Below are 12,794 nucleotides of genomic sequence, written 5' to 3'. Positions count from 1 at the left end.
GGGCGGTGCTGGAGCACGGCATCGAGACCGGCGTCATCAAGCGCCTGCCCCACGGTGAGTTCATCGAGGTGCACCAGCCGCTGGGCGGTGTCGACGACCACGGCCACGCGATCCCGCTGGAGTACCAGGGCGCCCCGGTGCCCAAGCGGATGAACCAGCTCGGCCTGGGCGGCTCGCCGGTCCCCGGCTCGCTGCTCACCCCGGACTCCCCCGAGGAGACCGCCGCGCTGGAGCGGGCCAGGCACGAGGAGGCCGCGGCCGAGGCCGCCGCCCGCAATGGGCACCAGCCCCCGTGCCCCGACGACCTTCTCGGCTCCCGAATCCCAGCTCCCGACGACCGAAGGGTCCCATGATGCCGGTGGTTGCCAGACAGATGGCCGACTCCGCCCCGGGTTCCCGGCCGGCCTTCGATGACGCATTGATCGAGTGCATCGAAGAATGCGTTGCCTGCTTCCAAGCCTGCGCTGCGTGCGCCGACGCTTGCATGGCGGAGCCGGACATCGTTTCCTTGATCAAGTGCATTCGGATGGACCTCGACTGCCCGGATGTGTGTGCCACCACGACGAGCATCCTGTCGCGTCGCACCGCTGTTGATCTGACAGTCCTGCGGGCGGCCGTCGAAGCCTGCATCGCCTCGTGCGCTGCCTGCGCCGAGGAGTGCGAGCTCCATGCAGCGCACCATGAACATTGCCGCATCTGCGCCGAGGTGTGCCGGCGGTGTGAAAAGGCCTGCCGGCAGCTTTTGACGGCGCTTCCACCTCCGGGATAGCGCGCCGCGCGGCGCTCCCCACCAGACCCAACCTGCATATGGACTATCTAGGCCACTTTTGCGAAGCTTGTGAGTGACCACGACTCGCACGGGGAAGAACGCGACCGAGGAACAACGCGCCGCATCGACGTACTTGGGCTCGCTCGACGACTCACTTGCACCGTGGGTGCGGTCGACGGGGCCGATTGACGCCTACGAGATGCACTTCCCTGTGAAGGGCCAGGGCGATCCGCGGACTTGCCGAACTCGCCGACGACGGCCTGTTGGAACCCGACAAGCTCGCGGCGATGTCGGATGCCGAGATTCACACCGAACTCGTGGCCGTTCCAGGAGTAGGGCCCTCATCAGCGCAGATGTTCATGATTCGGTATCTGCACCGCCCGGACATCTTCCCGGCCGGCGACCCCGGCGTGCGTGCGGCATTGACCGAACTCGACGGACTGGACAAGAGGATCACCCCGAAGGCCGCGGAGCAACGCAGTGACCTGTGGCGACCATACCGTTCGTATGCGACGTCGTACCTGTGGGGCTACATATGGGAGCGTCATCATCCTGCCGCCGGGTGAACGGCAAGAACTGCACGCACGGGGACGGGACGCGGATCCGCTGCAGCGTCTGCGTCCGGGCCGACGAGTTGGTCGATCTCGTGAAACCAACGTCAACGAGGGGCGCCTCCCATGAGCAAGCGACGCGGCTCCGGCATCGGCTCTCGCGCCGTCCGCGGCATGATCGCCGGCGTGGCCGGCACCGCCGCGATGGATCTCGTGTGGTTCAACCGCTACCGGCGCGGCGGCGGCAAGGATCCATTTCTGCGTCGGGAGTTCGGCGGCGACGTGCTGGCCTGGGCCGACGCATCGGCCCCCGGACAGTTCGGGCAGAAGGTCGAGCGCATCGTCACTGGGCGGCAACCCCCTGAGCGTTGGGCCCGCACCACGACGAACGTCGTGCACTGGGCCACCGGCATCGGCTGGGCCGTCCAGTACGGCGTGCTGGCCGGCCGGCCGACCCGGCACCCCGTCATCCGAGCGGTCGCGCTCGGACCCGTGGTCTGGCTGTCGGGCTACGTCATCCTGCCGCTGATCGGCGTCTACGAGCCGATCTGGAAGTACAGCGTGCGGACCCTCGTCAACGACCTGTCCGCCCACCTCGTGTTCGGTCTCACGACCAGCGCCACGTACGCCGCCCTCACGCGGGAGCGTGCCTGACCGACCACCCCGACCGACGCGATCTGCAACGCCGGCGGCGGCGAGCACAGCCCTCTCCACGCGGGGCCTGGCTGACGGCGAGGATTGTCGTGATCATCCACCGAGCGCAGTGCTCCCGGTCGGATCCGTACGCGGATTGTGCGCGGCGATGACGGTGAACACGGTTGCGATGAGAGCGAGTGCGCCGTATCCGAGGGTGATCTGCGGTAGCGAGAAGGTGCTGGAGAATTGGCCGGTGATGAGGGCGGGGATCGTCGCGCCGCTGTAGCTGAGGAGGTAGATGACGCTGAAGATCGGTGCCCGGTCGGCGAGGGTGCTGCCGTGCAGCAGGCCGCGGGTGGCGGCGCTGATGGCGATGCCCTGACTGGCTCCGGTGACGATGGTCGCGGCGACGAACAACGGCAGGCTGCCGGTGCGGATCGCGGTGACGATGCCGATCATTCCGGCGAGGAAGGCGGTCATGCCGAGGCGTTGCGCCGTGGCTGGTGCGAACCAGCCGCCGAGGGGAGCGCCGAGAACGCTGGGGGCCATGTAGGCGGCGAACACCAGGCCGACGACGAGCGGGCTTCGGGTGTGGAGCTGCTCCTCGACCAGCGCGGGCACGAACGCCTGGTAGAACGCCCCCGTCGCCCAGGTCGCCAAGAACACCGCCGCCGCGACCGGTAGCAGGCTCCTGACCCTGACCGGCAGGTGGACCCGGGGCCGCAGTGATCGCCACGCGCCGGGCGTCGGAGTCGCGGTCTCAGGGCTGACGACGATCAGCGCTACCGATGCCAGGAGGAGGGCGATGACGACCAGGAAGACGAGCTGGCGCGGCCAAGGACCGAACTGGACCAGCGTGCCGGAAGCGATGGCGCCGACCGCCAGGCCGAGCATGACGGTCTGGCTGGACGCGACGGACGCCAGCCAGGCCGGCCTGGCCGGCGCCGCGTCGACGATGTACGAGGTGATGCTGCTGCTGGCCAGCCCGGCGCCCAGGCCCATCAGGAGCCGACCGGCGATGAGGACGCCGATGTCGTGCACGTTCAGCAGCAGCACGCAGCCGAGCAGGAGCAGGAGCAGGCTGGCGATCGAAGTGGGCCGTCGGCCCACGTGGCTGGAGAGCCTCCCCAGCACCAACAGCGTCGTGAGGGTGGCAGCGGAGTAGGCGACGACGGTCACCGAGATGCCGGCGTTGGTGAACCCGTCCTCGGCTCGGTAGATGTTGAACAGCGGGATCGTCGAGCCCACTGCGGCAAAAGCCGCCACCAGTGAGAGTACCGCGGACGCGAAAGCCAGCCGGGAAGTCCTGTCCCGGCCGGCCACGCCTGTCACTGACGCCACGTCGTGCATCGATCAATGCCCTTCTCCGGCGCCGGATCGGCCGGAATCCGCAGGTTTGCGTGGTCAGGCGATCGCGATGGGGTCGGGCGCGCACGCTGCAACGCACATCCACGTTCCGTCACGCTTCTGGTACGCATCTGTGTACAGGGCTTCTTTTGCCACTCCATCCGCGAGTGTGGTGAGCGTGACGCGAGCGTGGATCAGAGCAACATCACTGAGGATGCGGATGTTGACGTCGTGCACGGCGAGATCCTTGAAGGGTCGCGGCTTGGCGATGTACTCGAGGTATTCATCACGATTGAAGGTGGCGCCTTCGATCTGGATGATGAAGTCCTCGGCGAGGAACTCCTTGAAGCGCTCGACGTCGTTCGACTGGTCGGAGTGGATGTAGTCGAGGTTGAGCTGCTCGAGGATCGCCAGGTCTTCAGCCGACTGGGCGGAGTCGTGAATCTTCTTACTCCTTCTGTATGAACTCTGGAAGGCTAGGTCAGGTCGCGCTCGAGCGCGGCGAGGTCCTCGTCGTCATTGCCGCCCGCGGGTTCGTGCCGGCGGTAGGCGCCGGAGCCGGGATGAACCTTGTCGATCAGGTCGAGGTATTCCGGGTGGCGGGCGATGAACTCGCCCACGACCGGGCAGATGATGGTGATCTTCTTTCCGCTTTCCCGGATCTCGTCCAGGACGCGCGCGATGAGCTCCGTGGCCACCCGGTTGTGGCGGGCGGCGGGTTCGACCCAGGTTGTCAGCAGCACCACGCGGCCGCCCACGAACCGGTACGACAGCTCCGCGATCGCATCCGCGCCGAGGGTCGCGATCCAGCGGCCGCGCTCCGCGTCGTTGATGACATCGAGCACCCAGCTCGACTCCACGTCACGGAGGTTCTTCCGGTCCAGAGCAGCGACGAGCGCCGCGTTGTTCTCTTCTCGGGTGGCCGCCTCGGCCTCGATATTGGTCGTCACGGTCGTACTTTCTGCGCCGGAAGCCGATGGGTGGTCAGGACCGGCGTGGCCGCTTCGTCACTCCTGGGTGCTTGGAATCGACGAGGCCGGCGTACTCGGGGTTGTTCTCGATGAAGGTGCGTACGATCGGGCACATGATCGTGACCGTCTTGCCCTGCGCGCGTACATCGTCGAGGACGCGCCGGATCAGCTCGGTGGCGATACCCTTATTGCGGAACTCGGGGAAGACCGAGATGGCCAGCAACACGAGTCGGTCGTCGCCGGCGTCGTTGTACGACAGGCCGGCGATCTCGCGGCCGCCGACGGTGGCTCCGTAGATGCCGGCCTGCTGGTCGTTGACGAACTCGAAGTCGGACGTGGACGCGTGGGGTCTGTCGAGGAGTTCGTCGATGAGAACCGTCTGATCCGGGCTGAGGGTGCTCTTCCCGCCCGGGACTCCGCCCTCGTCGGGGTACTCGAAGTCGTAGCGGCTCGGTGCGGTCGGGCCGGTCATGGGGTTCCCTTCGTTGATCGCTCGTTCGCCGGCCGGGTTCGCGCGGTCGTGTTCTCCTGGATGCGCTCGACCTTTCAGGGGCGCACGTGGATGATCGTCTTGCCCGTGACGCGCTCGGTCGGGTTGAGGGCGGCGACTGCATCGTCGAGGGTCGCGACGGTGCCGATGTTCGTCCGCAGTCGCCCGTCGCGGACCCGCTGGGCGATCTCACCCAGTTGGGCGGGAACGGACACGACGACGAAGTCGACCGCCAACCCCTCGGCGGGCCGCGCCTCCGGCGGCCCGGTGACGGTCACGAGCGTTCCTCCGGCTCGGACCAGGCCGGCGGACCGCTTCTGGATGTCCCCGCCGATGATGTCGAACACCAGATCGACCCCGCCGAAGTCTTCCAGGGCATCGTTGTCGAGGTCGACGAAGCTGTGCGCGCCGAAGTCGAGTGCCGTCTGGCGGTGGGCAGCGCGTCCGGTGCCGATGACGTAGGCGCCGGCCTCCCGGGCGAGTTGCGCCGCCATCGAGCCGACCGCGCCGGCCGCACCGTGTACGAGGACGCTCTGCCCCGCTCGGAGACGGCCGTGGTCGAACAGCCCCTGCCACGCGGTCAGGCCCGTCATCGCGACGCCGGCGCCCACCGTGAAGTCGACGTCGCCCGGCAGCGGCGCGAGGTTGCGCGCCTCGACGACCACGTACTCCGCGAGCGTGCCGTCACGGGTCCAGTCCGTGAGGCCGAACACCCGCTGTCCCACCGACAGGCCCGTCGTGCCATAGCCGAGGGCGGTGACCACACCGGCGAGCTCGTGCCCGGGGATCGACGGTGTTCGGTCGTGGCCGAGGCGGTCGATCCAGGTCGACGGCCACTCCAGCTCATTCCCCGTGAATCCCGACGCATGAACTTCGACGATGACGTCGCCGTAGCTCGCGCCCGAGAGGCTGGCGAGCCGCGCCGCATCCGGATCGGGCCGCTCCGCGAGCTTCATCCCAACCGTTCCGGCAGCCGGGTCCGTCACCACGATTGCTCTCATGTGAATTCCTCGATGTTGCTCGGGGCGCCCCGCGATCGCGTCCCGAAGTCGTTACGGACGGACGTGGATGATCGTCTTGCCCTTGGCCCGCTCCGTCGAGTTGAAGGCGGCGACGGCGTCGTCGAGGGTCGCGATGTTGCCGATGTTCGTCCGCAGTCGACCGTCGCGCACCCGCCGGACGATCTCACCCAGCTGGGCACGGTCGGACTCGACGACGAAGTCGATGGCCAGGCCGTCGGCGGGTCGTGCCTCGGGCGGGCCGGCGATGGTCACCAGGGTTCCCCCGGCCCTCACCAGCTCTGCGGACCGCTTCTGGATGTCCCCACCGATGATGTCGAACACCAGATCGACGCCGCCCACGTCATCCAGGGCGTCGTTGGCGAGGTCGAGGAACTCCTGCGCGCCGAAGTCGAGCGCGATCTGCCGGTCGGCGGCGCGTCCGGTGCCGATGACGTAGGCGCCGGCTTCGCGCGCGAGTTGGGTCACCATCGAGCCGACCCCGCCGGCCGCGCCGTGTACGAGGATGCTCTGCCCCGCCTGAAGCCGGCCGTGGTCGAACAGTCCCTGCCATGCGGTCAGGCCCGAGATCGGCAGGCTGGCGCCCACCGTGAAGTCGACGTCGCCCGGCAGCGGCGCGAGGTTGCGGGCCTCGACGGCCGCGTACTCCGCCAGGGTGCCGTCACGGGTCCAGTCGGTGAGGCCGAACACCCGCTGCCCCACCGACAGACCCCTCGTGCCGTAGCCGAGAGCACTGACCACGCCGGCCAGCTCGTGCCCGGGAATCGACGGCGTCCGGTCACGACCGAGGCGATCGGCCCAGTTCGAGGGCCAGGTGAGCTCACCCGGGGTGAATCCCGACGCGTGAACCTCGACGAGGACGTCGTTCCCCGCCGGCTCGGGCTCCGGCCTCTCCACGAGCGTCATCCCGGCCGTTCCCGCGGCTTGATCCGTCACCACGATCGCCTTCATCCGGCACCTCTCAGTACTCAGTACCCGCCCGTCACACGGCGCGGGCGATTCTATGGACGATGTGGTCCACTACAGTTCCGGGGCAGAGGCACCCGACCGAACCGGAGACGTACGGTACCGGAGGTAGGGTCGCTGCACCAGGGTGCTCCGCCAACCGCTCTCAGGTGCGCTGATGCCTCGAAATCCCTGATGGCCGGCGGAGGTTTGCCGATCGACGTCACGCTACTCCACCTAGGACGCGCTAGTCCAGTTTGTGGGGGTTGCCTGTTGGTGCCGCGGGTCCGGTCATGGGGTGCGAGGAGGGTCTGTCGGCGTCAAGGAGTGACTGAACGGCAGGGTCAGGTGCCACCTCGAGTCGACGAGTCGTGAGCGCGGGACCTCGAACTCCGTGCTCCAGAACCACCCGGTGTCGCTTCCGGTCGAGAAGATCAACGTCAGGGTGTACGACCTCGCGGCCGCTTCGCCGTGATGGGCAGCGCGGCTCCGGCCGGAGAGGTGGATGAGGCGCGGAAGTGAGCTCAACAAGATGGAGTTGATGTGCAGCTCGAGCCGTTCTGTTCCCGGGACGTTCTCCGATGGATCGTCGGCGCCTCCTCCCGACGTGCCGGTCGTGGCGAGCAGGATGTCGAAACCGCCCAGCACGCGTGCACTGATCGAGAGTTCCAGCTGGACGAGGTGATCCGGCTCGAGGTCTCGGTACCGACTGCCGTCAGCTGTGACGGTGGCTGAGGACAGCTTCAAGGGGAGGCCGGTGGCCGACGCGCTCAGCGTGGGCTCTGGCTGCTGACCCACCGTGGTTCGCCCTTCTCGTGCTCTTGGTTCTGTGGCCGTAGCCGCTCGACGAGCAGTGGAAGCGACTCACCGCACCTGCCGACGGCCACTCGCCGCCCCGGTGTCCGTGCGGCGGCCGGCGACGGCACCCGTGCCACTACGCCTTCGTGGCCGAGGCGGTCAGCTCACCCTGCCCGTTGGCGATGTCGGTCCGGACGCTCCACGCGAACTGGAGCAGCAGGGTGACCGGGGATCTCTCCACGATGTTGATCATCGTCTGGAAGTCCTCCTCGGGGATCTCCTCAGACAGCCGGACAGTGCGCTGCAGGTAGCGGGATCCCCCGACCGTTCTCGGCTCGTGGTAGGCGACGTCCACGGTGATGTCCCCGGCGTAGTCGTACTTGCGATCCGCATAGCCGCGCAGGGTGATGGCCGTGCACGAGGCGAGCGCCATCATCAGGTACTCGGTCGGGGTCGGCCCCGCACCTCGCGTGCCGGCGCGCGGGTCGTCGGCCTGGCCCACGAACTCCCCGGCCCGGACCTCGGTCTCGAGTCGACTCGTGGCCAACAGCGTCGCTCGCGCGGTCGCGACGACTCGGTCACTTTCCGGGCTCATGCCCGCTCCTCTCGATCGGCGACCGGTTCGGGGGCCCGGCCGCTCGTGCAGACGTCCGGTGATGACGATCCCGGCAACCCGGCCCTCGCCGGATGCGTCGCCCCCGCCGCCGAGGCTCGATCGTGCTCCCGGCAGGACATCTCTATATTCGTACCAGGCAGTCCAGTCCTGTGGGCTGAGGGTCTGCCTGTGCCTAGCAGGCAACCGCGGCGACCAGGAGCGGACTCGGGTGGTCCTGGTGTGCTCGGATGGGTAACCCTCGGGTGCACGGGCAGCTCCTTCTGCCTGCTCCAGGAGTCATGGCCGACTGTGGGTGCACTGAGCAAGGCCGGGTTGACCGGGTTCGTTGCCTTGACCGAGCGCCGCCCGGCCCTCAATACTCAGACCGTCTAGTCCAATCGCCGCCGCTTCGTCTGATCACACCGGAGAGGCGCGCACCACCCGTCGTGCGATGAGAGGAGTGGTCGCGATGATGCGTACCGACCTGTTCCGAGAGTTCTACCGACCGGCTCGGCCGGTGACGAGCGGGTGCGAGGCGCCCGGTCCCCGCCGACCGCGATGCCGGTGGACGTACTCCTGCCGGCGCCGACGTGCGTGATCATCATCCGATCCGGAGGGCCGACGTCACCTCCGGCAGGACCACGACGTCGGTCGTGTCAGCGATCATGATGGCCGCACGGCGGTTGAGTCGACAGAGTCGGAACAACCATGCCGGCCGCGACAGCAGGGTCGTGGCGGCAGCGATGGGGCATCTGATGGATACGTTGGCCGCGGCACTCGCCCGCGACGCGATGTCGGTGCCACGGTCGGTCACCGAAGCCGCGCTCCGTCTGTCACATCGGATCAACCGCACCTCACGGTCGCACGGCTCGATCGCCGCATCTCCGGACGAGATGATCGACGCCACCGATCTCCGGACTCGACGTCTCCGCTCTGTCGAGTCGATGGGGCCGGGACGCACGGGATGACCGCCGATGAGTGCTGAACACCGCCCTCGACGATGCTGCCGTTGTCGGCATGCCTGTATCCCCGGCTGGTGCAACCAAGGAACAGAAGGCGCCATGCGCAAGATTTTGATCGTCGGCGGTGGTTACGCCGGCTTCTACGCCGCCTGGAGACTCGAGAAGAAGCTGCGGCGGGGCGAGGCCGAGGTGACGGTGGTTGATCCGCGCCCGTACATGACCTACCAGCCGTTCTTGCCCGAGGTGATGGCCGGGTCGATCGAGGCCCGGCACGCCGCCGTGTCGCTGCGTCGTCACCTGCACCGCACACGGGTCGTCGCCGGGATGGTCAGCGCGATCGATCACGAGCACCGCGTGGTCACGGTCCGGCCGGACGACGGCGACCAGTTCGAACTCGGCTATGACCTCATCGTGGTCACCGCAGGTGCGGTCACGCGCAAGTTCCCGGTTCCCGGTATCGCCGAGCGGGCGATCGGGCTCAAGCACGTGGAGGAGGCGGTCGCGATCCGCGACCGGTTGCTGACGTCGTTCGACCGGGCGGCGACGCTACCGCCGGGCCCGCGTCGGGAGACGCTGCTCACCGTTACCTTCGTCGGCGGCGGCTTCTCCGGCGTGGAGGGCTTCGCCGAGCTGCTGTCGCTGGCGACCGCGCTGCTCCGGCGCTATCCCGAGCTCCATCACGACGAGCTGCGGTTCCACCTCGTCGAGGCGTCAGGCCGGATCTTGCCCGAGGTCACGGAGCCGAACGGCCGCTGGGTCGTGCGCTTCCTGCAACAGCGCGGTGCGCGGGTGCACCTGGACGCACAGGTCAAGTCGGCGACCGGCGGTCACGTTGTGCTCTCCACCGGCGAGGAGTTCGACTCGGAGCTCATCGTCTGGACGGCGGGCAACGCGGCGAACCCGGTCGTGGGCATGCACACCGACCTACCGGTGGACGAGCGGGGGTTCCTCCTCACCCGGCCCGACCTGCGGGTCGGCACCGACACCGAGCCGGTGCCGGACGCGTGGGCCGCCGGGGACGACGCCGGGATCGAGGACCTCACCTCCCCGACTCCGGGCACCCGCACAGTGCCGAACGCCCAACACGCCGTCCGTCAGGGCAAGCTGCTCGCCCGCAACATCGCCGCGACGTTGCACGGCGGAAAGCCGAAGAGCTACCGCCATCACGGCCTCGGCGCTGTTGCGACGCTCGGCATCGGTCACGGCATCTTCCAGTACCAGCGGCTCGTGATCACAGGGCCGCTCGCCTGGCTGATGCACCGCGGCTACCACCTGCTGGCCGTGCCCAGCTGGGAACGCAAGGTCCGGGTGCTCCTGATCTGGCTGACCGCCGGGTTGTTCGGTCGGGACATCCTCTCGCTGGCATCGGTGCAACACCCGCGCGACGCATTCGTCAACGGCGGCGAACCCGCCGTGATGAGCGAGCAGGACCCGCCATGAACCACGCATACATGTGAGCGCGATGTCCCTGTCGTCAGTGTCCCGTCAACTTCTGAAAGGGTCGAGAGAATGCCCGAACTCACCAAGGTTGCAATCGTCTACTACTCGTCGACCGGCACCGTCTACGAACTGGCCAACTCCGTTCTCTCGGGAGCGAAGGACGCCGGTGCCGACGTCAGACTCCTCAAGGTTCAGGAACTCGCCCCCGAGGAGGCGATCGCCTCGAACCAGGGCTGGGCTGATCACTGTTCCGCCACCCAGGACGTCCCCGTCGCCACGCACGACGACATCCTGTGGGCCGACGCAGTCGTCTTCGGCACGCCGACCCGTTTCGGCAACGTCTCGAGCCAGCTGAAGCAGTTCCTCGACACCCTCGGCGGCCTGTGGGCGCAGGGCCTGCTCGCCGACAAGGTCTACAGCGGCTTCACCGCAACCGCAACGGCTCACGGCGGGCAGGAATCCACGCTGCTTGCGATGTACAACAGCTTCCACCATTTTGGGGGGATCGTCGTCGCTCCCGGCTACACCGACCCCATCAAGTTCGTCGACGGGAATCCGTACGGAACCAGTCACGTCAATGGCCAAGGTGCCATTCCGGTCGATGACACGGCCCGTGCGGCCGCGGCGTACCAAGGCAAGCGAGTCGCCACGATCGCCACCGCCGTCAAGTCGGGTCTCGCCGCCTGATCCGACTCTTCCGCTCCGCCGGCGACGTCGCCTTGACACAGCCGCTCGAGCGGCAACGTCCATCGAGTCAACTCGACAACCCATGCGGAGCCGTCATCATGTCGGCAGGTGCAGCTCTGATCACCGGGGGCACCAGTGACATCGGGAAACCGACCGTTGAGGTCCTGCATGGCCGCGGCGCAGCCTGACCGGTAACAGCCTCACGGCCGGGTGCAATCCGCCTTGAGCGAATGGCCGAGGGGCTGTCCAACGCAGGTATCGCCCACCGGCTGTGGCTGGCCGAGGGGACGATCGAGAAGCACGTCCGCAGCATCCTCGCGAAGCTGGGCATCCCGGAGGCTGCTGAAAGCCACCGCCGCGTGCTGGCCGTCCTCACGTTCCTCGGCAACGGCTGACCTGCGGCGTGCTGGGCGCCGAAGTGCGGGCACGCCCTGACCACGGTCCAGGGGCAGCACTGCGGAACATGTACGTGCCCGCCAGCAGGGTAGTTGATATCCCTGCTTCCAGGTAGAGCGAATTGGCGCTCACCGGGCGGACGTGGTGCGCTCCGGTGACGATCCTTCAGGGCATGTCAATCAGCCACGTCCCCGGCGCAGGAGGTCTTCGATCACGATTGCACTCGCAATCAGTGCAGTGGCCGATCGGGAGTTCGATCCGACACCGTTCCTGTCCTTCCGCAACGCCTTCTGTCGTCCCCACCGACGTCCGCTGGGTGGAGTGATGGCCGCCCGCTACCCGGCGGACCTGCCAGATCGGCTGGTTTCGGACGATGCGATCGGTTCGCAGTTCGACCACTACAGGAGCTCGACCTCGGGTTGCGCGGGTGTTGGACGAACGATAGCGGTAACGATCTGAACGTCATGATCAAATCCATCCCAACTGATCCGAGCCCTGAGTGGAACCCGCGATGGCGAAGGCACTGCCCGACACACCGATCACCAAGGATCTGTCGCCCGCACAGGTCGCCGATCTCATCGACCAGGCCGCCGCACTCATCGAGTCCGATGGACTGGAGGTCGGCGACTACTGGACATGGGCCCTCTTCCAGCCATATGAGCCCGGGATTCCCTGCTGCACGGTGGGAGCGCTCGCGGCAGTGTCGGGATACCGCGACGGTATGGACGCCGAGAAGACGTTCGTCGGGGTCAGCAGCTACAACCCTGAGACCGGTGTCACCGAGCCCGACCGTCCGCATCTCGTGATGGCTACCGTGATGAAGGTCCTCGAGTTCAGGGAGGCCGAGGACCTCTACGACTGGTCGGACAACGCCGGGAACCAGGAGGTTGTGGCACGGCTCCGCTACGCCGCCGCACAGGTCCGCGCTCAGGCAGGCGTTCCGGCATGAGCGGGACGACCAGTCACGGCGCCTGGAACGAGCGAGCCGACGCCGTCGCTGCGGGACCGCCGTGGAGGTGACGATCCGGAGCCTGCTCAACGAGCTCGGGCTGATGCTGACCGGTGCCGTCGCGCAGCCCCAGGGCGCTACGGTGAGGGTACCCGCGCTGCCCGGGGGTGTCTGCCATGTCTGAACGGCGTCACCCGATACCGGGGGAGCGGAAAGAGCCAATGGGTGGCGCGAAGAAC

Annotated in this window: 17 protein-coding genes and 1 pseudogene; 9 read left to right on the top strand and 9 right to left on the bottom strand. The window is 67.7% G+C overall.

The features are described 5' to 3' along the window. The 4 genes and pseudogenes from ACFPL3_RS30575 to ACFPL3_RS30565 all read left to right on the top strand — a co-directional run. A pseudogene (locus tag ACFPL3_RS30575) lies at nt 1-353 on the top strand (cytochrome bc1 complex cytochrome b subunit); the annotation flags it as partial. Next, entirely contained in the window at nt 350-769 is a 420-nt protein-coding gene (locus tag ACFPL3_RS42115) for a four-helix bundle copper-binding protein (RefSeq protein WP_465269437.1), read from the top strand. The pseudogene ACFPL3_RS30575 and the gene ACFPL3_RS42115, both read left to right, overlap by 4 nt. Before the next feature lie 263 nt (nt 770-1,032). Further along, nucleotides 1,033-1,335: a DNA-3-methyladenine glycosylase family protein gene (locus tag ACFPL3_RS30570; protein WP_343946651.1), complete on the top strand. Its 303-nt coding sequence runs from the start codon at nt 1,033-1,035 to the stop codon at nt 1,333-1,335. 111 nt (nt 1,336-1,446) lie between these two features. Next, nucleotides 1,447-1,974, top strand: a complete 528-nt coding sequence (locus ACFPL3_RS30565; RefSeq protein WP_343946652.1) for a hypothetical protein — start codon at nt 1,447-1,449, stop codon at nt 1,972-1,974. Nucleotides 1,975-2,067: 93 nt separating this feature from the next. Here the strand turns inward: ACFPL3_RS30565 and ACFPL3_RS30560 are convergent, their stop codons facing one another. Both ACFPL3_RS30560 and ACFPL3_RS30555 read right to left on the bottom strand, forming a co-directional pair. After that, nucleotides 2,068-3,279, bottom strand: a complete 1,212-nt coding sequence (locus tag ACFPL3_RS30560) for an MFS transporter (RefSeq protein ID WP_379589790.1) — start codon at nt 3,277-3,279, stop codon at nt 2,068-2,070. An 81-nt stretch (nt 3,280-3,360) separates the two neighbouring features. Further along, the gene (locus ACFPL3_RS30555) at nt 3,361-3,615 is read right to left on the bottom strand and encodes a nuclear transport factor 2 family protein (RefSeq protein WP_379589792.1); all 255 of its coding nucleotides are present in this window, start codon (nt 3,613-3,615) and stop codon (nt 3,361-3,363) included. Between ACFPL3_RS30555 and ACFPL3_RS30550 the strand changes: the two genes are divergently transcribed. Then, nucleotides 3,535-3,768, top strand: a complete 234-nt coding sequence (locus ACFPL3_RS30550) for a hypothetical protein (protein ID WP_343946654.1) — start codon at nt 3,535-3,537, stop codon at nt 3,766-3,768. The two genes, ACFPL3_RS30555 and ACFPL3_RS30550, sit on opposite strands and share 81 nt — an antisense overlap. Nucleotides 3,769-3,779: 11 nt before the next feature. Here ACFPL3_RS30550 and ACFPL3_RS30545 read toward each other — a convergent pair whose 3' ends face one another. The 7 genes from ACFPL3_RS30545 to ACFPL3_RS30515 all read right to left on the bottom strand — a co-directional run bounded on the left by ACFPL3_RS30545 (nt 3,780) and on the right by ACFPL3_RS30515 (nt 9,028). Further along, complete coding sequence (locus tag ACFPL3_RS30545; protein WP_343946655.1) at nt 3,780-4,253, bottom strand: GNAT family N-acetyltransferase; 474 nt, start codon at nt 4,251-4,253, stop codon at nt 3,780-3,782. Between the two features lie 34 nt (nt 4,254-4,287). Then, nucleotides 4,288-4,746 (bottom strand): GNAT family N-acetyltransferase, encoded by a 459-nt coding sequence (locus ACFPL3_RS30540; RefSeq protein ID WP_343946656.1) that lies wholly within the window; start codon nt 4,744-4,746, stop codon nt 4,288-4,290. Between the two features lie 74 nt (nt 4,747-4,820). Further along, nucleotides 4,821-5,765, bottom strand: a complete 945-nt coding sequence (locus tag ACFPL3_RS30535; RefSeq protein WP_343946657.1) for an NADP-dependent oxidoreductase — start codon at nt 5,763-5,765, stop codon at nt 4,821-4,823. A 51-nt stretch (nt 5,766-5,816) separates the two neighbouring features. Beyond that, nucleotides 5,817-6,734: an NADP-dependent oxidoreductase gene (locus ACFPL3_RS30530; protein WP_343946658.1), complete on the bottom strand. Its 918-nt coding sequence runs from the start codon at nt 6,732-6,734 to the stop codon at nt 5,817-5,819. A 285-nt stretch (nt 6,735-7,019) separates the two neighbouring features. Continuing rightward, complete coding sequence (locus tag ACFPL3_RS30525; RefSeq protein WP_343946659.1) at nt 7,020-7,526, bottom strand: hypothetical protein; 507 nt, start codon at nt 7,524-7,526, stop codon at nt 7,020-7,022. 136 nt (nt 7,527-7,662) lie between these two features. Continuing rightward, nucleotides 7,663-8,121, bottom strand: coding sequence for an OsmC family protein (locus ACFPL3_RS30520; RefSeq protein WP_343946660.1), 459 nt, complete (start codon nt 8,119-8,121; stop codon nt 7,663-7,665). A 601-nt stretch (nt 8,122-8,722) separates the two neighbouring features. Then, nucleotides 8,723-9,028 (bottom strand): hypothetical protein, encoded by a 306-nt coding sequence (locus ACFPL3_RS30515; RefSeq protein ID WP_343946661.1) that lies wholly within the window; start codon nt 9,026-9,028, stop codon nt 8,723-8,725. 154 nt (nt 9,029-9,182) lie between these two features. Here ACFPL3_RS30515 and ACFPL3_RS30510 point away from each other — a divergent pair, with 154 nt between their 5' ends. From ACFPL3_RS30510 to ACFPL3_RS30495, 4 genes are all read left to right on the top strand, one after another. Then, entirely contained in the window at nt 9,183-10,523 is a 1,341-nt protein-coding gene (locus ACFPL3_RS30510; RefSeq protein WP_343946662.1) for an NAD(P)/FAD-dependent oxidoreductase, read from the top strand. A gap of 69 nt (nt 10,524-10,592) precedes the next feature. Beyond that, nucleotides 10,593-11,210 carry an NAD(P)H:quinone oxidoreductase gene (gene wrbA, locus ACFPL3_RS30505; RefSeq protein ID WP_343946663.1) on the top strand — a complete coding sequence of 206 codons (618 nt, stop codon included), beginning with the start codon at nt 10,593-10,595 and terminating at the stop codon, nt 11,208-11,210. A 230-nt stretch (nt 11,211-11,440) separates the two neighbouring features. Next, the gene (locus tag ACFPL3_RS30500; protein ID WP_343946664.1) at nt 11,441-11,605 is read left to right on the top strand and encodes a LuxR C-terminal-related transcriptional regulator; all 165 of its coding nucleotides are present in this window, start codon (nt 11,441-11,443) and stop codon (nt 11,603-11,605) included. Nucleotides 11,606-12,117: 512 nt separating this feature from the next. Next, entirely contained in the window at nt 12,118-12,555 is a 438-nt protein-coding gene (locus tag ACFPL3_RS30495) for a DUF6197 family protein (RefSeq protein WP_343946665.1), read from the top strand. Nucleotides 12,556-12,794 lie beyond the last annotated feature (239 nt).

It is taken from the genome of Pseudonocardia zijingensis, assembly GCF_042657305.1.
Classification (GTDB): Bacteria; Actinomycetota; Actinomycetes; order Mycobacteriales; family Pseudonocardiaceae; genus Pseudonocardia; species Pseudonocardia zijingensis.
This window is presented reverse-complemented; position numbering and strand designations above follow the sequence as displayed.